The organism is Acidovorax sp. (assembly GCF_027492855.1).
Lineage (GTDB): Bacteria > Pseudomonadota > Gammaproteobacteria > Burkholderiales > Burkholderiaceae_C > Acidovorax.
On sequence record NZ_JAPUDY010000108.1, the window covers coordinates 36,696 to 55,811 of the forward strand.

19 protein-coding genes and 1 riboswitch are annotated in these 19,116 nt (G+C 65.7%); of the genes, 11 read left to right on the forward strand and 8 right to left on the reverse strand.

Translation table 11 applies throughout. From position 1 onward, the window contains the following. The first annotated feature begins 50 nt into the window (after positions 1-50). Both Q0105_RS21030 and Q0105_RS21035 read left to right on the forward strand, forming a co-directional pair. Complete coding sequence (locus Q0105_RS21030) at positions 51-443, forward strand: RidA family protein (protein ID WP_298214776.1); 393 nt, start codon at positions 51-53, stop codon at positions 441-443. After that, positions 415-1,389 (forward strand): sugar kinase, encoded by a 975-nt coding sequence (locus Q0105_RS21035; protein WP_298214778.1) that lies wholly within the window; start codon positions 415-417, stop codon positions 1,387-1,389. Before Q0105_RS21030 ends, Q0105_RS21035 begins: the two co-directional genes overlap by 29 nt. A gap of 40 nt (positions 1,390-1,429) precedes the next feature. Here Q0105_RS21035 and nhaR read toward each other — a convergent pair whose 3' ends face one another. Continuing rightward, the gene (gene nhaR / locus Q0105_RS21040) at positions 1,430-2,326 is read right to left on the reverse strand and encodes a transcriptional activator NhaR (protein WP_298214780.1); all 897 of its coding nucleotides are present in this window, start codon (positions 2,324-2,326) and stop codon (positions 1,430-1,432) included. A 159-nt stretch (positions 2,327-2,485) separates the two neighbouring features. On the opposite strand from nhaR, the gene Q0105_RS21045 reads away from it, so the two are divergent. Further along, positions 2,486-3,034: an Rrf2 family transcriptional regulator gene (locus Q0105_RS21045; RefSeq protein ID WP_298214782.1), complete on the forward strand. Its 549-nt coding sequence runs from the start codon at positions 2,486-2,488 to the stop codon at positions 3,032-3,034. A gap of 35 nt (positions 3,035-3,069) precedes the next feature. Here the strand turns inward: Q0105_RS21045 and Q0105_RS21050 are convergent, their stop codons facing one another. The 3 genes from Q0105_RS21050 to Q0105_RS21060 all read right to left on the reverse strand — a co-directional run bounded on the left by Q0105_RS21050 (position 3,070) and on the right by Q0105_RS21060 (position 5,188). Continuing rightward, a complete protein-coding gene (locus tag Q0105_RS21050; RefSeq protein WP_298214784.1) occupies positions 3,070-3,483 on the reverse strand; it encodes a VOC family protein in 414 nt (137 codons plus the stop codon). A gap of 105 nt (positions 3,484-3,588) precedes the next feature. Next, positions 3,589-4,452, reverse strand: coding sequence for an NAD(P)-dependent oxidoreductase (locus Q0105_RS21055; protein WP_298214786.1), 864 nt, complete (start codon positions 4,450-4,452; stop codon positions 3,589-3,591). Between the two features lie 46 nt (positions 4,453-4,498). Continuing rightward, positions 4,499-5,188, reverse strand: a complete 690-nt coding sequence (locus tag Q0105_RS21060; RefSeq protein WP_298214788.1) for an NAD(P)H-dependent oxidoreductase — start codon at positions 5,186-5,188, stop codon at positions 4,499-4,501. Positions 5,189-5,342: 154 nt separating this feature from the next. On the opposite strand from Q0105_RS21060, the gene Q0105_RS21065 reads away from it, so the two are divergent. Beyond that, positions 5,343-6,299: a LysR family transcriptional regulator gene (locus Q0105_RS21065; protein ID WP_298214790.1), complete on the forward strand. Its 957-nt coding sequence runs from the start codon at positions 5,343-5,345 to the stop codon at positions 6,297-6,299. Positions 6,300-6,364: 65 nt separating this feature from the next. Here Q0105_RS21065 and Q0105_RS21070 read toward each other — a convergent pair whose 3' ends face one another. Beyond that, positions 6,365-7,009: a glutathione S-transferase gene (locus Q0105_RS21070; protein ID WP_298214792.1), complete on the reverse strand. Its 645-nt coding sequence runs from the start codon at positions 7,007-7,009 to the stop codon at positions 6,365-6,367. 121 nt (positions 7,010-7,130) lie between these two features. Here Q0105_RS21070 and Q0105_RS21075 point away from each other — a divergent pair, with 121 nt between their 5' ends. The 6 genes from Q0105_RS21075 (at position 7,131) to Q0105_RS21100 (ending at position 13,388) form a co-directional block, all read left to right on the forward strand. Further along, positions 7,131-7,499: a DUF2946 family protein gene (locus tag Q0105_RS21075; protein ID WP_298214794.1), complete on the forward strand. Its 369-nt coding sequence runs from the start codon at positions 7,131-7,133 to the stop codon at positions 7,497-7,499. Between the two features lie 80 nt (positions 7,500-7,579). Further along, entirely contained in the window at positions 7,580-9,910 is a 2,331-nt protein-coding gene (locus Q0105_RS21080) for a TonB-dependent receptor (protein ID WP_298214796.1), read from the forward strand. 80 nt (positions 9,911-9,990) lie between these two features. After that, positions 9,991-10,485: a YcnI family protein gene (locus Q0105_RS21085; protein WP_298214798.1), complete on the forward strand. Its 495-nt coding sequence runs from the start codon at positions 9,991-9,993 to the stop codon at positions 10,483-10,485. Positions 10,486-10,568: 83 nt separating this feature from the next. Then, positions 10,569-11,057: a copper chaperone PCu(A)C gene (locus tag Q0105_RS21090; protein WP_298214800.1), complete on the forward strand. Its 489-nt coding sequence runs from the start codon at positions 10,569-10,571 to the stop codon at positions 11,055-11,057. A 77-nt stretch (positions 11,058-11,134) separates the two neighbouring features. Further along, the gene (locus tag Q0105_RS21095) at positions 11,135-12,004 is read left to right on the forward strand and encodes a PhaM family polyhydroxyalkanoate granule multifunctional regulatory protein (RefSeq protein WP_298214802.1); all 870 of its coding nucleotides are present in this window, start codon (positions 11,135-11,137) and stop codon (positions 12,002-12,004) included. Between the two features lie 52 nt (positions 12,005-12,056). Next, a complete protein-coding gene (locus Q0105_RS21100; protein ID WP_298214804.1) occupies positions 12,057-13,388 on the forward strand; it encodes an FIST N-terminal domain-containing protein in 1,332 nt (443 codons plus the stop codon). Positions 13,389-13,401: 13 nt separating this feature from the next. Here Q0105_RS21100 and Q0105_RS21105 read toward each other — a convergent pair whose 3' ends face one another. Further along, the gene (locus Q0105_RS21105) at positions 13,402-14,724 is read right to left on the reverse strand and encodes a hemolysin family protein (protein WP_298214806.1); all 1,323 of its coding nucleotides are present in this window, start codon (positions 14,722-14,724) and stop codon (positions 13,402-13,404) included. 92 nt (positions 14,725-14,816) lie between these two features. Beyond that, positions 14,817-16,001: a rhodanese-like domain-containing protein gene (locus tag Q0105_RS21110; protein WP_298214808.1), complete on the reverse strand. Its 1,185-nt coding sequence runs from the start codon at positions 15,999-16,001 to the stop codon at positions 14,817-14,819. 196 nt (positions 16,002-16,197) lie between these two features. On the opposite strand from Q0105_RS21110, the gene Q0105_RS21115 reads away from it, so the two are divergent. Then, positions 16,198-17,400 carry a sulfite oxidase gene (locus Q0105_RS21115; RefSeq protein WP_298214810.1) on the forward strand — a complete coding sequence of 401 codons (1,203 nt, stop codon included), beginning with the start codon at positions 16,198-16,200 and terminating at the stop codon, positions 17,398-17,400. A gap of 38 nt (positions 17,401-17,438) precedes the next feature. On the opposite strand, the gene Q0105_RS21120 is transcribed toward Q0105_RS21115, so the two are convergent. Then, positions 17,439-18,758 carry a D-amino acid dehydrogenase gene (locus Q0105_RS21120; protein ID WP_298214812.1) on the reverse strand — a complete coding sequence of 440 codons (1,320 nt, stop codon included), beginning with the start codon at positions 18,756-18,758 and terminating at the stop codon, positions 17,439-17,441. Between the two features lie 90 nt (positions 18,759-18,848). Beyond that, positions 18,849-18,961: riboswitch (glycine riboswitch) on the reverse strand. Positions 18,962-19,116 lie beyond the last annotated feature (155 nt).

Below are 19,116 nucleotides of genomic sequence, written 5' to 3' on the forward strand. Positions count from 1 at the left end.
AACGGGTTTTTTCTGATTTGATGTGTAAATTATTTACATAAGGAGCTTGTATGAGTCATGTTGAACTGCTGGGCCAGTCACCGGTTGCATCCGATCGGCAGGCGCGGCCCCTGTCGCCCGCCACGCGTGCTGGCGACTTTGTGTTTGTCTCGGGCCAGGTGCCTACGGACGACCAGGGCCAGGTCATTGTGGGCGGCATCGAAGCCCAGACTCGCCAGGTGTTCCAGCGCGTCAAGGATGCCCTGGCGCTGGCGGACTGCACCCTGGCCGACGTGGCCAAGGTCAGCGTCTGGCTGGCTGATGCGCGCGACTTTGGCAGCTTCAACCGGGTGTACATGGAGTGCTTCGGCGAGCACCGGCCCGCCCGCTCCACGGTGGAGTCGCGCCTCATGATCGACGCCAAGGTCGAGATCGATGTCACAGCCTACAAGCTCCGCGCCTGAGTGCGCCAACCCCTCCGTGGGCAAGATCTTCGACGTGGTCGCGCTGGGCGAGGCCATGGTCGAGTTCAACCAGATCCACCCCGGCCAGGCGCAGTACCTGCGCGGTTTTGGCGGCGACACCAGCAATGCGGCCATCGCGGCGGCACGGGCCGGTGCACGCGTGGCCTACCTCACGCGCATTGGGCAGGACAGCTTCGGCCGGGCGCTGACCGACCTGTGGCGCGCCGAAGGTGTGGACACCCGCGGCGTGCAGAGCGATGGCGAGCACCCCACTGGCGTTTATTTCGTCTCGCATGGGGCTGCCGGGCATGAGTTCAGCTATCTGCGCGCAGGCTCCGCTGCGAGCCGCATGACGCCGCAATGGCTGGCCGGCGAGCCCGCTGCGGTGCTGCAGTCCACGCGTATCCTGCACGTGTCGGGCATTTCGCTCGCCATTTCGCCACAGGCCTGCGATACAGCCTTTGAGGCGATGCGCATGGCGTGCGAGGCCGACGCTCTGGTGGCGTTCGATTCCAACCTGCGCCTCAAACTGTGGCCGCTGGCGCGGGCCCAGGCCTGCATTGCGCATGCCGTGGCGTTGTGCGACATCTTTATGCCCAGCCTGGAGGACATGCAGGCACTGACCAGCCTGAGCGACCCCGGTGCCATCGTCAACTGGGGCCATGCACGCGGCGCAGCCACCGTGGTGCTCAAGCTCGGTGCCGACGGCGCGCTGGTGAGCAACGGCCGTCGTATGGAACGTATTGCCGGTGTGCGCGTGACCCCGGTGGACGCCACGGGCGCGGGCGACTGCTTCTGTGGCAACCTGCTGGCCCGCCTGGCACAGGGCGACGATGTGTTTACGGCGGCGCGTTATGCGAATGCCGCTGCGGCACTCGCCGTGCAGGGCTATGGCGCCGTGGCCCCGCTGCCCTACGCGCGCCAGGTGCAGGTTTCTCCGGGGTAGATCGGTGTTGAGAAGGAAAGGGGGCTCTGTTCCCCCTTCTTCACTCAGCGAACAGATCGGCCCGCGCCGCCTTGGTGATCGCAGCCACGCAAGGGTGGCTGATGCGCCTCTCCACCGAAATCGCGAAAAACTCCTCCACCAATTCCGTCGACCGGCCAATCACTTCCACCCCAAACTGGGCCGTGGTTTCCTCGTCCAGCACCGTGGGAGATGTGAAAACGCCCCGGCCCTCGCGGCCAAAGGCGTTCATGAGCGCGCTGTCGTCGAATTCACCAACCAAACGGGGCTGCAGGTGGTGCTTGTTGAGCCAATGGTCCAGTTGCTGCCGAACGGACGACATGGGCCCCTGGATCAGCATGGGCGCGCCGTGCAGGCACTGGGGAAACGGCCCTTCCAATTGGGCGCGCAGGCCGGGGGCGCACAAAAAGCTCATGCCACTGGTTCCCAGCGGGTGGTTGAAGGCCTTCACGCCGATCTTCTTGGACACCGGCTCGTCCGCGAGTACCAGGTCGAGTTTGTGCAGGCTCAATTGGGCGATCAGCTCGGGAAACTTCCCCTCGTGGCAGATCATGTGCACTCGCTGCGGCATTCCCAACGCAGGCTCCAGCAAGTGGTAAGCGACCGACTTGGCGATGGAATCGGCCACCCCCACGCGGAACGCCAGCGGCTTTTCCTGGCCGCGCGACAGGCGGATGGATTTCTCCAACTCGTCGCCCAGGGCAAAGATCTGATCGGCATACCCCAGGGCGACCCGGCCTTCGCTGGTCAGCTCCAGGCCCCGGCCCCGTTTTCTGAACAGGTCGTGGCCCAGCCACTCTTCCAGTTGCTTGATCTGCCCAGACAGCGTCTGGGGCGTGGTGTGCAACTGCTCGCCAGCACGCATCACGCCGCCCGCCTTGGCCACGGTCCAGAAATAGCGAAGGTGCTTGAAGTTCATAGTATGGCCCCGTGAAACACTTCGAAAAAAACGAGCAATAAAACTCAATAAAACGAATATACGCGAAGTGTCAAAATCTCTACATTGAAGTCTTGGCCCCTTTCCGTGGCAAATTCGCACATGGTGAGGAACTGTCAGCGTGCACAAGGAGTAGCAACGATGCGTATCACTACCAGAGGACAACTTGCCGTGTCGGCAATGACCGACCTTGCCCTGCGCCAGAAGATGCGGCCGGTGGCCCTGTCCACCATCAGCGCGCGCCAGGGCACTTCACTGTCGTACCTGGAGCAACTGTTCAGCGCCCTGCGCCGTGCCGGGCTGGTGGACAGCACGCGCGGCCCAGGCGGCGGCTATACGCTGGCCCGCCGGGCGGAGCAGGTGTCGGTGGCGGAAATCATCCTGGCGGTCGAAAACCTCAAGGCCGACGATCTGCAGAACCTGGGTGCGAGCCAGGCCGCGCAGGTCAAATCCATGACGGGCGAACTGTGGTCCACCTTCAATCTGCGCGTGATGGAATACCTGCAGTCGGTAACCCTGCAAGACCTGGTGGCCCAGCAGCTTGAAAAAGGGGGGCCGCCGGAAGACGCCGCGCCTGCCGCCACATCCAAGCCTCGGCTCACACCCAAGCCACGGCCCCTGATGGCGCGGGTGGGGGTGCCCAATTCGGTGTTCGCGCTGGGCTCGATGCCTCTGCTGCAGCGGCGCTGAGCCTTCGGCTGCCTCGGCTGCGGGATGCGGGCGGCTCAGGCCGCGTACACCGTGTCCAGCGAGCGAAAGCCCTTGATCTCGATCGGGTTGCCGCTCGGGTCGTGGAAGAACATCGTCCATTGCTCGCCGGGCTGGCCTTCAAAGCGCGCCTGGGGCTCCAGCACAAAGGCCGTGCCCGCAGCCTTCAGGCGCACGGCCAGCGCATGCCAGTCGGGCAGCTCCAGGATGGCGCCGAAGTGCGGCATGGGCACCAGGTGGTCGCCCACGTGGCCGGTGCGGGCGCTGGCAAACGGCGTGCCCAGGTGCAGCGAAATCTGATGGCCGAAGAAATCGAAGTCCACCCAGGTATCGGTGCTGCGGCCTTCCTGGCAGCCCAGCACGCCGCCGTAGAAGCGGCGGGCGGCATCGAGGTCGGTGACGTGAAAGGCGAGGTGAAAAAGGCTGCGCATGCCGCACAGGATAGCAGCGGGGAAGGGCTGCGGCGGGGCCTTTGATGACGAAAGTGCCCATACAACCGAGGGGGCGACCGCCATGCGGCGGGGCCACCTGAAGAATCAGTGGTACAGCTTGAAAACGGCTGTGAGATTCTCGGCACCCAGGCCTGCCGCATGGGCCGTGTTCAAACGCTCAGCCACAGCGGCGACGAGTGGCAGCGAAAGACCGTTGGCTTGCGCGGTTGCCTCTGCGTACCCCATGTCCTTGCGCACAAGGTCTACCGGAAACATGGGCGCAAAGGTGTTCGCCAGCATCCCCGTGCCCGCGCCGATGGCTGCAGGGCTGAGCACTGGCATGGTCTTGAGCGCGTTCAGGGCCAGCGTGGTGTCCACGCCCCCAGCGGCCAGGGCACGCAGTTGCTCGGCCATGGCGACCACCTGGGTTGCGAACAAGGTGTTCACCGCCAGCTTGAGCCTTGCGCCGTGCCCCACCGGACCGACCGCGTGAATGGCCGAGCCCATCGCCAAAAGCAGGGGCCTTGCGTGCTCAACCTCAGCCGCCTCGCCGCCGACCATGAAGATGAGCTGACCGGCCTCTGCCTGCGGGCGGGAGCCCGCCACCGGCGCGTCAATGAAGGCGATGCCTTTGGCCTTGGCGGCGAGCGCGAGCTCGGCGATCCAGGTTGGCGTCACGGTGCTCGCCTCGATGGCCATGGCCTGCGAACCCATGCCAGCCAGTGCACCCGTTGTTGCATCCGTCCAGATGGAGCGCGCTGCGTCGTCGTCAGTGACCATGCTGATCACGAATTCGGCGCCTTTCGCCGCTTCACGTGGTGTGCGCGCCGCGGTTGCGCCTTGATCGACCAGGGCTTGGACGGGGGCAGGGCTGCGGTTCCAGACAGTCACATGGTGACCAGCGCTGAGCAAGCGGGCGGCCATTCGTTGCCCCATGGCGCCCAAACCCAGAAAGGTGACGTTCGACATGTAATTTCCTCAAAGAGGGAGGGTTTGTGGAGTGGGGTGGCTAGGCTCAGGTGTTTGTCAAACCGGCGTTTGCACGACGAGCATCGAGCGGCAAATCGATGTTGTCGGATGAGAGTGCGAACAAGGCTTCGACCTGCTGCAGTGCCTTGTCCAGTTCAGAGGCCGCCTGTGGCATGGTTGTGGCTTCGGCCGTGACCACCTCGACACGGCCAATGCCCATGAAGCCGAGCAGGCTGACGAGATACGGCCGCAGAAAATCCATCGAAGCCATTGGTCCCTGGTAGCCATGGGCACCATAGGCCAGTGCGAGGATGGCACGCGGGGCCGTGACCAGCCCTTCAAACTGCCCGTCGCGGAAAGCGAACGTGCGGTTGACGCGCATGATCTGATCGATCCAGGCTTTGAGTGCCGACGGCACCGTGAAGTTGTACATCGGCGATGCGATGAGCACGAGGTCGGCCGACATCAGTTCTTCGATCACCGTGTCCGACAGCGCGGTGGCCCGGATCAGGTCTGGCGTCATGTCTGAGTCAGGGGTGTAAAAGCCGGTAATCGTCGCTTGTTGGATGTGCTCCATCGGATCACGGGACAGATCGCGGTGGATCACCACGCCATGGGGGTGCCGCTTTTTCCAGCGCGCCTGCACAGCATCGGCGATCTTCCGGCTGACGGAGTCAGCATGGCGGGCACTGGCATCCAGGCGCAAGAGACGTGGTTCGTGGACGGATTGGGTCATTGAGAGGCTCCATTCGGGATGTGATGAGGTGTTGGCGAGCCGAACAATCGAGTGCATGGGGGCGCACAGGCTTGTTCTGCTGCGATGCCAGTGTCCAAATCAAACGGCGTCGCGAACAGCCTTGGTGCTGCAGCAGACCATTGCGTTTTTCGCAATGACGATCCAGCATTGGCGCGCGGTAAGCTCCATCCTTATGGACATCCAACAGCTCAAGGCGTTTGCGGAAGTTGTCCGGCGAGGAAGCTTCGCCGCGGCTGCTCGGTCGCTCGATGTCGCGCCCTCGGCCATCACGCGCGCGGTTGCCACCCTGGAGAACGAGCTTGGCGCGCGGCTGCTGAACCGCACCACGCGCCAGGTGTCGCTGACGGACGCGGGTGCAAACTACTTGGGCCGCATCGTCCCGCTGCTGGCAGATCTGGACGATGCTTCCGATGCCGTGCGCGAACGCACCGGAGAGTTACGCGGCACGGTTCGCATCACCGCCTCCGTGGGCTTTGGCGAGGCGGTGATCGTTCCCTTGATGCCGACGCTGCACCAAGCCCACCCTGGCCTGGACTTTGATCTGTTGTTCACCGACGCTGTGGTGGACCTGGTGGCCCAGCGTGTGGACCTGGCGCTGAGGCTGGGGCCTTCGGTCAATGGTTCATTGGTGGGTTTGCAACTGAGGCCAGTGCGCTATCGCGTGGTTGCCAGCCCCGACTACCTGAAGTCGCACGGCACGCCGCGAGTGCCCGCAGACTTGGCCGACTGCCAGTGCCTGCGTTTCCCGATGCCGGGTTTTCGCTCCAGCTGGCACTTTCGCCAGGACCCCGGCTCACCAGGGGCCGAGGCCGTGCCGCAAGAAACCGTTTCTGTCGGCGGATGGTTTGTGGCCTCCTCGTCCAGCGCGTTGCGCCAGGCCGTCCTGCAGGGCATAGGGCCGGCACTCCTGGCGGACTGGTTGGTTGATGCCGACATCGCCAGTGGCCGGCTTGTTGATCTGTTCCCAGGGCTCGAAGCGTCGGCGGGGCAGTTCGACAGCGCAGTGTGGCTGCTGTACCCAGAGCGTAAGCACATGCCGCGCCGGGTTCGGGCGACGGTGGACTTTCTCAAAGACGCCCTGCGACCCTGAAGGGTTCTCAGTGGGTGCGCGCCCCGCAGCGCACGAACCTGGCACCACCGCTCAGGGCGAAGGGCTCACTTCTTCGGCCGCGCCATCATTTCCGCCGTGCTGGTTTTGCGGTCGGCGTTCACGCGCTGCACGTGCGCGCGCTCGCCCATGCGGGTGAGGTATTCGCGCACCGGCAGGTCGGCCAGGTAGTCCCGGCCGTAGACGGCCTTTGTGGCCGCGCTGACCAGCGGCAGGTGCACGATGGCGGCGCAGTCGGCCATCGTGAAGCTGTCGCCCGCTACATAGGGGCTGAACTTCGCCAGTTGGCCGAAGGCGGCGACATTCTTTGTGAGTTGTGCACCGATCTTCTCGCGGGTGGTTTCGCTCACCGTGCCGCCAAAGAAAGCCTGCGGGTAAAGGTTGCGCGCCACCAGCTCCAGATGCAGCTCCAGAAAGGTGATCAACTCGCGCACCTTGGCGGCCTGGTAGGGGTTGGCGGGGATCAGCGCGGGCTCGGGGTGGGCCGCTTCGATGTAGTCGGCCATCACGGCCGATTCGCACAGCGGGCCGTCTGGCGTGCGCAGGTAGGGCACCTTGCCCAAGGGCGTTGCACTGCGGTCCGTTTCGCCGATCCAGGCCAGTTCTTCGGTAAAGGGCAGGCCCTTTTCGAGCAGGGCGAGCTTGACCTTGTTGTAGTAGTTGCTGGCCGAAAAGCCGCAGAGTGCGAGCATGGTGGAGTCTCCGAGGTGTTGGGGTTCAGCGCACATCGTAGGCGGCGGTGGGCGCGGCATCCGTCGCGCAGATGACCCTGGTCAAGGTCGTGGGGGTGGGGCCACCTACAATCAGATCTTCATGTGTGCATCCCTGCAAACCCTCCGCAGCCTTCGCTGGCTCGCCCGCCTTGTGCTGGCGTGGTTTGTGTTGTCCATCGGTGTGGCCGTGGCGTCGCCGTTGGTCAACCCGCAGGCGATGGAGCTGATCTGTTCGGGCTCGGGCGCCATCAAGGTGCTGGTCACGACCGACGACGGCGTGCAGGAAATGCAGGGCCACACGCTCGACTGCCCGCTGTGCGCGCATGTGGGCGCACCGCCTCCCACGCCACAGGCCGCGCCGCCTGTGGTCCACCCCCTGGCGCACGCGCTGCGCCCCATCCCCGCCGCGCACATCGCTGCGCGCACTGCCGCGCCGCTGCCCCCGCGCGGGCCCCCGCACCTCTCCTGAAATTGCTATCTATTTGATAGCTGTTTGCGCTTATTCATCAAGCGCTAGTGGCCTATTTGGCTTGAAATTCAGGAGTTCCCATGCGCAAAAGCCGCATGGTGCTGGCCTTGGCCAGTGCCTTTCCCTTCGCCCTCACACTCACGTTCACCGGGGCCGTGCCCGCATTCGCCCAGACTGCCGACAGTGCCAACGCGCCCGTCAAGGCGTTGGGCGTGGTCACCATCACCGGCGGCCAGCCCACCTCGCTGCCCACGCAGATCCCCACCACCATCGAGGGCGTGACGCGCGAGCAGATTGAACATTCGATCAACGCCACCGACAGCGAAGACGCGCTCAAGTACCTGCCCAGCCTGCTGGTGCGCAAGCGCTACATCGGCGACTACAACCACGCCGTGTTGTCCACGCGCGCCTCGGGCACGGGCAACCCGGCGCGGTCCATGGTGTTTGCCGACGGCATTCTGCTGAGCAATTACCTGGGCAACGGCCCCACCAACGCGCCGCGCTGGATGCTGGTCACCCCCGAGGAGATTGAGCGCGTGGACGTGCTCTACGGTCCGTTCTCCGCCGCCTATGCAGGCAACTCGGTGGGCGCGGTGGTGGACTACGTCACGCGCATGCCCAGCAAGTTTGAGGCGCATGGGCAGGTCAGCTACCAGCACCAGCCGTTCGACCTGTATGGCACCAATACCAGCTACGCAGGCAAGCAGGTGAGCGCCTCGGTGGGCAACAAGAACGGCGACTGGTCGTGGTTTTTGAACTTCAACAAGACGGACAGCGAAGGCCAGCCGCTCACCTTCCCCACGCGCCTGGTTTCTGCGGGCACCGTGGGCAATGCGGGCACGCCGGTCACGGGTGCGGTGCCGGGCAACAACCGCAGCAACCAGCCCTGGTACCTGCTGGGCACGGCCACGCAGTACCACACGCAGCAAGACCACATCAAGGCCAAGTTGGCCTACGACTTCTCGCCCACCGTGCGGGCCGCGTACACCTTGGGCTGGTGGCACAACGAGTCCGAAGGCCGCCCCAGCAGCTACCTGCGCGACGCCAATGGAAACGCGGTGTACGGCGGCACGGTCAACATCAACGGCCGCTCGTTTGCGCTGGCGCCGACCGACTTCAATGTCTCCAACGAGAACATCACGCACTTCATGCACGGGTTTTCGGTCAAAAGCCGCACCCAGGGCGTGTTTGATTGGGAGGTGGCGGCCAGCCTGTATGACTACCAGACCGACACCCTGCGCGCAGCCACCGTGGCGCTGCCCGCCGCTTTGAACGGCGGCGCGGGCCGCATCGTCAACAACAAGGGCACGGGCTGGAACACGCTGGCCGCCAAAGGCACCTGGCGGCCCGGTGGTACGCAGGGCACGCACATCGTGGACTTCGGCCTGCAGCGCGACAGCTACCAACTGCGCACCGTCGAGAACGCCACCAGCCACTGGATGAGCGGCGACGCCGGTGCCCGCAGGCAGGCCTTTCAGGGCGACACGCAGCTCATCGGCCTGTGGGCGCAGGACACCTGGAAGATCGCACCGCGATGGAAAGCCGTGCTCGGCGCCCGCGCCGAGCGCTGGAGCGCCAGCAACGGCCAGACCGGCAATGCCACCACCACCCTGAGCCACCCCGAGCGCACGGAGAACCATGTGTCGCCCAAGGCCGCACTGGCCTACCAGGCCAGCGAGCAGTGGGTGCTCAAGGCATCGACCGGCCGCGCGGTGCGCATGCCCACCGTGGCCGAGCTGTACCAGGGCGGCATCAGCGGCAGTGGCACGCTCGTCAACAACGACCCGAACCTGAGGCCCGAAAAGAGCTGGACCACTGAGCTGACGGCCGAGCGGGACATGGCGGGATGGGGCGGCGAGGGCCTGCTGCGCCTGACCGCGTTCTTCGAGCGCACCCACGACGCGCTGTATTCGCAGACCAATGTGCTCGTTACGCCCAACGTGACCAACATCCAGAACGTGGACGCGATCCGTACCAAGGGCATCGAGCTGTCCTACCAGGCGGCCAACGTGCTCATGCGGGGCCTGGACCTGGGCAGCAGCCTGACCTGGACGGATTCCAGGATCACGAAAAACGACAAGTTCCCCGCCAGCGTGGGCAAGTGGCAGCCACGCATTCCGCAGTGGCGCGCCAGCGCCGTGGCCACGTACCGGCCGGACGACAAGTGGTCGTACACCCTGGGTGCGCGCTACAGCGGCAAGCAGTACGGCACGCTCGACAACACCGACCCGAACGGCGCGGTCTACCAGGGCGTGAGCCGCTACTTCACCACCGACGTGCGCGTGCGCTACCAGGTCACCAAGCAGGTGAGCGCCGCCGTGGGCATCGACAACCTCAACAACTACCAGTTCTGGAACTTCCACCCCTATCCCCAGCGCACCTACATGGCTGAGCTGAAGGTAAGCCTTTGAAAGGACAACACACCATGTCTCTGAATACTATGAAAAAGATAGCTGCTTGCGCTTTATGGATAAGCGCTGGCATCGCTTTTATGCCTGCATCTGCCCATGTGGTGCTCGAATACCAGGTTGCCCCGGCGGGCGCCAGCTACAAGGCCAGCTTCAAGGTCGGCCACGGCTGCGGGGCGTCGCCCACGCGGCAGGTTGCGGTGGACATCCCGGCGGGCATGCGCGGCGCGCGCCCCATGCCCAAACCGGGCTGGACGCTCGATGTGCAGCGCGAAAAACTGGCCCAGCCGTACACCAGCCACGGCCGCAGCATCACCGAAGACGTGGTCCGCATCACCTGGACGGCCAAGACCGCGCAAGACATGCTGCCCAGTGCGCACTACGACGAATTCGTGCTCGTGGCCCAGGCGCCCGAGCAGGCCGGCACCGTGTACTGGCCCGTGCGCCAGGCCTGCGCCGAAGGCAGCAACGACTGGGTCGAGGTGCCCAAGGCGGGCCAGAAACTGTCCGACCTGAAGTCCCCTGCGGCGGCGCTGGAGATTCTGCCCGCCGGTGGCGCAGCGGCCCACAATCATTGACAGTCAGGCCCACGTGCCTGTTTCCCCTGTTACTCCTGCTGCCCCTTTTTCTTCCTCTTTTCCTTGAAACCTGAAAGACACCCATGAACCAACTGCTTCGCACCGCCACCCTCGTCTCCACGCTGGCCGCCGCCCTGGCCAGCGCTCCTGCTTGGGCGCAGACCGCCGCCGTCAAGGCCGAAGGCGCCTGGGCCCGCGCCAGCGTGCAGGGCCAGAAGGCCACCGGCGCCTTCATGCGCCTCACCGCCCAGGACGGCGCCCGCCTGGTGCGCGTCGAATCGCCCGCCGCCGGTGTGGCCGAAGTGCACGAAATGAAGATGGAAGGCGACGTCATGAAGATGCGCGCCGTGCCAGCGCTGGAGCTGCCCGCAGGCAAGACCGTGGAGCTCAAGCCCGGCGGCTACCACGTCATGCTGCTCGACCTGAAGGCGCCCCTGGCCAAGGGCAGCGCGGTGCCTGTGACTTTGGTGTTCCAGGACGCCAAGGGCGCCGAAAGCAAGCTGGAGCTGAGCGTGCCCGTGGCCACCGCCGCGCCGGGCGCCGCAGCCAAGGCGCATGAGCACAAACACTGAGGCATTGCCCCGCGCGGCTGCAACGGCATTGGGGTAAGCTGTGGCCTCACCACAGACCTATCTCTTGCGGAGCGGCCATGAGCGATACATCCAACTTCGGTTTCGGCAAACTCGTCCCCGGTTTTGACTTTCTACAGAGCCTGGCCAAGGGGGCGTCCAGCAGCATTCCGCAGTTGCCCAACCTCTCCAACTGGGTAGCGCCCACCATCAGCGTGGAAGAGCTGGAAAAGCGCATCGAGGAGCTCAAGGCCGTGCAGTTCTGGCTGGAACAGAACTCGCGCGCGCTGGCCGCCACCATCCAGGCGCTGGAAGTGCAAAAGATGACCCTGGCCACGCTCAAAGGCATGAACTTCAGCATGGGCGACGTGGCCAACGCCTTCAAGCTCAAAACCGCAGACACCGTGATGAGCGGTGTGCAAAAGGCGGCAGACACCGTGAGCGGCGCGGCCGAAGCCGTCGCCGGGGCTGCTGCCCGCGTGACGGGCCGCGCCAGCGCTGGCGACGACGCTGCGCAAGCGGAAAGCGATGACACCCCCGCGCCCGTCAAGGCCAAACCCAAGGCAAAAACCAAGGCCGCGGCCGAGCCCGCCTTGGTAGACCCGATGCAGTGGTGGGGGGCGCTCACCGGCCAGTTCCAGCAGATCGCCGCCAACGCCATGAAGGACGCGGCCAAACAAACAGCCATCGACACCACCAAGAACATGGCCACAGGCCTGGCCAAGGAAGCCCTCAAGACGGCGACCGGCATGGCCAGCCAGTTCGCCGCCAAAGGCATGCAGACCATGCAGGGCGGCGCCAAGCGCGCAGCCCCGTCGGTAGCCGCGCCCAAAAAAGCCGCTGCCGCCAAGAAGCCCGCGGCCCGCAAAACCGCAGCGGCCAAACCCGCCGCCAAGAAAACCAGCGGCAGCACACGCAGCGCCACCACGGCCCGCAAGCGAGCGGGCTGAGCGCGCACGCCTGCTGCCGGGCGCACACCGCCCCAGCATGGAGGATCCCACCATGAAGTTATTTCCCACCGGCCACGCCACCCACCCGCAGTGGCAGATGGCGGCCGCGTTGGTGCTGGTGCAGTTGCGCTCCCAGATGGCCCAGCCCGAATACGCCTCGGCGCCCACGCTGGGCCTGCTCTACATCACCGACCACTACGCCAACGATGCACAGGCCCTGCTCGACTACCTGAGCGGTGAGCTGTCCGAGGTGACCGACTGGAGCGGCACCGTGGGCGTAGGCGTGTCGGCCAACAACGCCGAATACTTTGACGAACCCGCGCTGTCGGTGATGCTGCTCGACGTGCCTGCCGACCAGTACCGCGTGTTCTCGGGCGTGGCGCCGCTGCCCACACATGCACCCCAGCCCGGCACGGGCTTCGTGGCCCACACGGCCCTGGTGCATGCCGACGGCCACACGCCCGATCTGGCCGAACTGCTGGCCGAGATGGCTGAACGCACCGACACCGGCTACCTGTTTGGCGGCCTCTGTGCCAGCCGCACGGCCAGCGTGCAGTTTGCCGTGGGTGGCGACGGCAACATCGCCGGGCAGGGCGCCGCCAGCGGGGTGTTTGACGGCGGCCTGTCGGGCGTGGCGTTTGGCCCCGAGGTGGCGCTGGTCTCGCGCGTTACGCAGGGCTGCCAGCCCGTGGGGGCGCTGCACAGCGTCACCGCTGCACAAGACAACGTGGTGCTGGCGCTCGACGGCGAGCCCGCGTTGGATGTGCTGCTCGACACGCTGCAGGTGTCGCTTGACGGGGGCGACCCGCAGCCCGCCTTGCAAAAGGTGCGCGCCACGCTGGCCGGGTTGGTCAACGCGGGCGAGCAGCCCCATGGGCAGCGCCGCACGGGCCACTTTGGCACCGACACGCGCGTGCGCCACATCGTGGGGCTCGATGGCGCGCGCCGGGGCGTGGCCCTGGCCGACCAGGTGGAGCCGGGCATGCACCTGGCGTTCTGCCAGCGCAACGTGGCGGCGGCGCGTGCCGACCTCATGCGCATCTGCGCCGAAATCCGCGAGGAACTGTCGCCCGATGAATTGGAGCCCGTGCCAGAGGTGCCGCCGGGCGCACGGGGCGGTGTGGCCGCTGCGCCGGGTGTGGCGGCCCTGGGTGTGCCACTGCAGACTGCGCAGCAGCGCATTTGTGGCGCGATCTACGTGAGCTGCTCAGGCCGGGGCGGCCCGCATTTTGGCGGCCCCAGCGCCGAGCTGCAGATCGTGCGCCATGCCCTGGGCGACGTGCCGCTGGCGGGTTTTTTTGCAGGCGGCGAGATCGCCCACCACCATCTGTACGGCTATACCGGCGTGCTCACCGTTTTTGTGGACGGCGGGCCGCAGGGCTGAACGGCAGAGCCGATCAGGCTGCCGGGCTGTCCCCTGCCTCGGCCTTTTCTTCGGGCGTCAACGGTGTGGCCAGGATCTTGTCGATGGTCTTGCCATCCATGTCCACCACCTCGAGCTTCCAGTCCTCCCACTGCACCGTGTCGGTCACTTTGGGCAGGCGGCCCGTCAGCAGCATGATCATGCCGCTCAGGGTGTGGTAGCGGCCGCGCTCTTCTTCGGGCACTGCCTCCAGGTTCAGGCGGTCTTTCAGCTCGGGCACGGGGATGTGGCCGTCCAGCAGCCAACTGCCGTCTTCGCGCTGCAAGGCCCAGGAGGTCTCGGGGTCGCGCGGCTGGAATTCGCCGGTGATCGCCTCGATCAAGTCCTGCAGCGTGACGATGCCCTGCACCTCGCCGTATTCGTCGATGACGAAGGCCATGTGCACGTCCGACAGGCGGAAGTTATCCAAAAGCTCCATGCCCGTGATGGTTTCGGGCACGTACAGCGCGGTCTGCAGCCCTTGCTGGGTGAGGCCCTGGGCTTTGTCGCGCAGGGCGCGCGTCATCCACTGGCGCGCGTTGAGCACACCCAGGATGTTGTCCATGCCGCCCCGCACCACAGGAAAACGCGCGTGGTCGGACTCTTCGATGCGCTGCAGCGTCTCTTCAAAGGGGGCGTCGATATCAAGGCACACCACATCGCCGCGCGGCACCATCAGCGAGCCGATCTGGCGGTCGTCCAGCCGGAACACGTTGCGCACCATGGTGTGCTCGTGCGACTCGATCACGCCGGCCGTGGTGCCCTCCATCAGCATGGCGTGGATTTCTTCCTCGGTCACGGGGCTGCCGCTGGTTTCCTTCACGCCCAAGAGGCGCAGCAGCGTGCGGGTGGAGGTAGACAGCAGCAGCACGAACGGCTTGGTCGCCAGCGCCAGGAAATTGATGGGCCGTGCCACCAGGCGGGCAAAGGTTTCGGGGTACGACTGGCCGATGCGCTTGGGCACCAACTCGCCCACCACGATGGAGAAGTAGGTGATCAACACCACCACCAGGCCGGTGGCCGCGTAGTTGCCGTAGGGCATGGGCACGCCCAGCGAAGCGAGCCATGCGGCCAGCGGCGCAGCCAGCGCAGCCTCGCCCACAATGCCGTTCAGCACCCCGATCGATGTAATGCCGATCTGGATGGTGGAGAGAAAACGCGTGGGGTCTTCGCCCAGCTTCACGGCAGCGGCGGCGCCGCTATCGCCCTCATCAATCAACTTTTGCAACCGCACCTTGCGGGCCGTGACCAGAGCAATCTCTGACATGGCAAACAGGCCGTTGAGGAAGATGAGGGCGAACAGTATTGCTATTTCCATACAAAGGGCGCCTTGCGAGCCCTTGGGCGTTGAGAAGCAAGCAATTGTACGGAAGGGGCGTTACACCCTGTGTCCCACGCGGCGCAGGGCGCTCAACCGCCCTCGGTGGGCAGCCCGGCGGCATCCCACTCGGGCAGCCCTCCGCGCAGCCAGTGCACCGACTTGAATCCCTTGGCGGCAGCGACCTTGGCGGCCTTGTACGACTTCCAGCATTCGGCGCCGTTGCAGGCAAAGATCACGGGTTTGGCCTTGTCCAGGCTAGGCAGCTTGTCCAGCGCCTGGAAGTCATCCTGCGCGGCGTCGAACGCCACGTCCTTGAGGCTTTTCTCCACATAGGCCGCGAACACGGCGCCCCGGATGCGCTTGGCCTTGAATTCCTTTTCGGTGCGCGTGTCCACCAGCGTGGCGCCTTGGGCCATGAGGGTTTGCGCCTCGCGCGCGGTGATTCGGCTCACCCCCGGCAGGGCGGTGGGGGTGAAGAGGCCCAGCTCCGCCACGCGGCGGTATTCAGCGGCTTCGGGCTGCACGGTGACAGGCGGTAGGCCGATGGAAGGCGGCACAGTGCCAAACCACTGGGCCAGCCGGGTGCGTGCATCGGCGGGCAGGGCCTTCTTCACCACGATGGAGAACCCGCCGGGCACGGGTTGCGAGGTGGCCAGTATGCGTGCGATGCCAGGGTGCGCGGCAGACCATTCCGCCCAGTCGTCCTCGCGCACCACAGTGGCGTCGGCGATGCCCAGGGTCAGCGCCGTGAGGCCCGCCTGGGGAAATTTCTCGTACTGCACGGCACGCAGGTCCTGGAATGACAGCCCCGCCTCGTTGAGCATGCCGCGCGCCATGTAGGCATAAAGCGAATCCTGCTGGGGCAGGTAGAGCCTGCGGCCTTTCATTGCGGGCACGGCGGCGATCTGCGTCAGCCCCACCAGCAGGTATTTGTCGGACTTTTGGGTGGAGCCCACCAGCTCGTAGCCGCGTTGCAGGGCCGAGGCTGCCACCTGGGCCGGTCCGATGAAGATGTCATAGCCCGCGCTGCGGGTGGCGCGCATCACATCGGCCAGGTCGTCGCTGGTGGACAGGGCCACCGTTTGCCCGGCGGCCTTGGACAGGCCCGCTTCGGCCGCCGTGCGCAAGATGGAATGGGCGGCTTTGCGCGCGGTGGGCTCCACCGCCACGATGGCGGTGAGTTCTGCCTGTGCCGCACCGGGTGCCATGCACAGCCAGCAAAACAACACTACCAAGGAATGGGGGGAGGATTTTTTGGAAAGGGTGGTGTTCATCAACGCTGCGGTTTTTTGCCTCTGAAAACGGTGAATATGCCCATGCCCTTTGACATGCGTGTAAATGTTTCTGGTGTTTTGTATTTGTTACTTTTGTTAACGCAATGTGATGTGCAACGCGAAACAACGGCCACACAGAATGCTGGCTCGGTGCCGATGGTCGGCGCCGCCTTCCTTCACCCTCGGAGACGTTTCCATGAAAGATTCCATGACCTTGCCGCGCCGCCACATGCTCGCGGGAAGCGCCGCCGCCCTGAGTGCCTTGGGGCTGGCCGGATGGACGGGCGGTGCACGGGCGACATCTCCCGCCAAGCCGCTGCCCGCCTATGTGGGCTGGAAGTCGCCCGAAGCGCTGATCGTGCACAGCAGCAACACGCTGGAGACCCGGCGCTCGGCGTTCGGCACCAGCGTCGTTACGCCATCGAACCACCTGTATGTGCGCAACAACCTGCCTGCGCCCGACGCGGCGATTCTGGACAACCGCGATGCCTGGAGCGTGGCCATCGAAGGGGTCAAGAGCCCGCGCAGCGTCGCGTTGGCCGAACTCAAGACCCTGGGCGTGGAAACCGTGGCCACGGTGCTGCAGTGCTCGGGCAATGGGCGCGGCTTTTTCCCCAGCAAGCCCAGCGGCACGCCCTGGTCCGTGGGGGCAGCAGGCTGCGTGGTCTGGAGCGGCGTGCCGCTGCGCAACGTGGTGGCTGCGCTGGGTGGGCTGGCCGATGGCGCGGTGTACCTCACCGGCACGGGCGGCGAGAAGCTGCCCGAGGGTGTGGACCCGCTCTCCGTGCTGGTAGAGCGCTCAGTGCCTGTGAAGGCGCTGGACGACGCGCTGCTGGCGTGGGAGATGAATGGCGAGCCCCTGTCGCTGGCGCATGGCGGGCCGCTGCGGCTGGTGGTGCCGGGCTACCAGGGCGTCAACAACATCAAGTACGTCAAGCGTGTGGCTTTCGCCAGCGCGCAGTCGCAGGCGCGCATCATGCAGCACGGCTACCGCATGTCGCCCCCAGGCTCCAAGGCCAGCCCCGACCAGCCTTCGGTGTGGGAGATGGGCGTCAAGTCGTGGATCAACAGCCCCCTGTCGGACAAGGGCCCGCTCAAGGCCGGTATGGCGCAGGTGCACGGCGTGGCCTTTGGTGGCACGCGGGGTGTCAGGGGCGTGGAGGTCTCGGCCGATGGGGGCAAGACCTGGCAGGCGGCCAAGCTCATCGGCCCGGACCTGGGCCCCTTCGCATGGCGACAGTTTGTGCTGCCGGTGCGCCTGGAGGCGGGCACCCACGTGCTGACCAGCCGCGCCACCGACACGGCGGGCAATGTGCAGGCCGAACAGCGCGAGGAGAACGTGGGCGGCTACAACAACGCCAGTTGGCGTGACCACGCCGTCACCGTGACGGTGGCGTGAGTCCGCAGCGCCCCTGAGCCGCGCCTCGCGCTTCGGTGTCAGGCCGTGGTGCGCGAGGGCCGCAGCGCTGCACCCGGTGCGCGCCCCTGCAAACCCTGGAACGCAAAGTCCACCTCGGGCATCCGGCCGCTGACGATGTCGGCCAAGGCCTTGCCCGAGCCGCAGGCGTGTGTCCAGCCCAGCGTGCCGTGGCCGGTGTTGAGGAACAGGTTGTTGAGTTTTGTCTTGCCGATCAGCGGCACGTTGCTTGGCGTGGCGGGGCGCAGGCCGGTCCAGAACTGCGCCTGCGTCGCATCGCCCGCGCCGGGGAAAAGTTGCTCCACGCGCCGCACGATGGCTTCGCAGCGCACCGTGTTCAGGTTGCGGTCGTAGCCGTTGAGCTCGGCCGTGCCTGCGATGCGCAGCCGATCGCCGCCGCGCTCGCTGGTGTAGCGTGAGAACACGAGCTTGAACTCGTCATCCGTCAGGCTCACCTGGTGCGCCATGCTCGCATCCTTGACCGGCATGGTCACCGAGTACCCCTTGGCCGGGTAGATGGGCAGGCGGATGCCCAGCGGCTGCGCCAACAGCGGGCTGAACGAACCCATGGCCAGCACGAAGGCATCGCCGCGCACGCGCTCGAAGCGGCCTTCGGCGTTGGTCACTTCCACATGGTCGATGTGGCCACCTGCCTCGCGCAGCGCGGTGACGTGGTGGCCCATGCGGAACTGCACGCCCGCCGCTTCGCACAGTTTGGCGAGTTCGCGTGTGAACTGGTTGGCATCGCCCGATTCATCCTCGGCCGTGAAGGTGGCGCCCGCAAGCTGTGGGCGAATGTGAGCCAGCGCCGGTTCGATGCGCACCGCTTCGTCAGCACTGATGACCTGGCGCTCGCAGCCTAAGGCGCGCATCTGCTCGGCCGGGGCCAGGGCGCCGTCGAACTCCTTGGCGTTGGTATAGAAGTGCAGGATGCCTTGTGTGCGCTGGTCGTACTGGATGCTGGTGGCGGCGCGCAACTGCTGCAGCACGTCGCGGCTGTAGGTGCCCAGGCTCACAATCTGCTCGATGTTGTGGCGCGTGCGTGCAGGTGTGCAGTTGCGCAGGAAGGACAGGCCCCAGAGCCACTGGCGCATGTCGGCGCGGATGCGGAACAGCAGCGGTGCATCTTCCTGGCCCAGCCACTGCAGCACCTTGAGCGGCGCGCTGGGGTTGGCCCAGGGCTCGGCGTGGCTCACCGAGATCTGCCCGCCGTTGGCAAAGCTGGTTTCGGCGCCGGGCGTGCCCTGGCGGTCGATAACGGTCACGTCGTGGCCGAGCTGTGAAAGGAAATATGCCGAGGTCACGCCGAGCAAGCCGGCGCCAAGAACGATCACGCGCATTGAAGAGCCTTTTAGGGTTCTAGCGCTTGATGGATGTGCGGTAAAAGCTATCGAATAGATAGCAAACAGCTGGCGCACGTCCGCCAAGCTGCCGCTCCCCCTGTCCTTGGTACCTGAGAGATTCACCGTGCACCCACATGGCGCGCGGCTTGCTCCTTCGGTGCGCCACGGTGTGCTCGTGGCGGCTCTCCAGACGGCTGTGTTGAATGGTGCAGTACGGAACCTGAGCGTGTATGGGAGTTTGCGCCTTCGGTGCAAGGCGGGCGGTGCCGCTTTGCTCTCCTGCAGCGGCCATTCTAGGAGCCTCCACGGCACAGAAACCGGCTCTTTGGCGCTAATGGACCGCAATCGTTGCTGA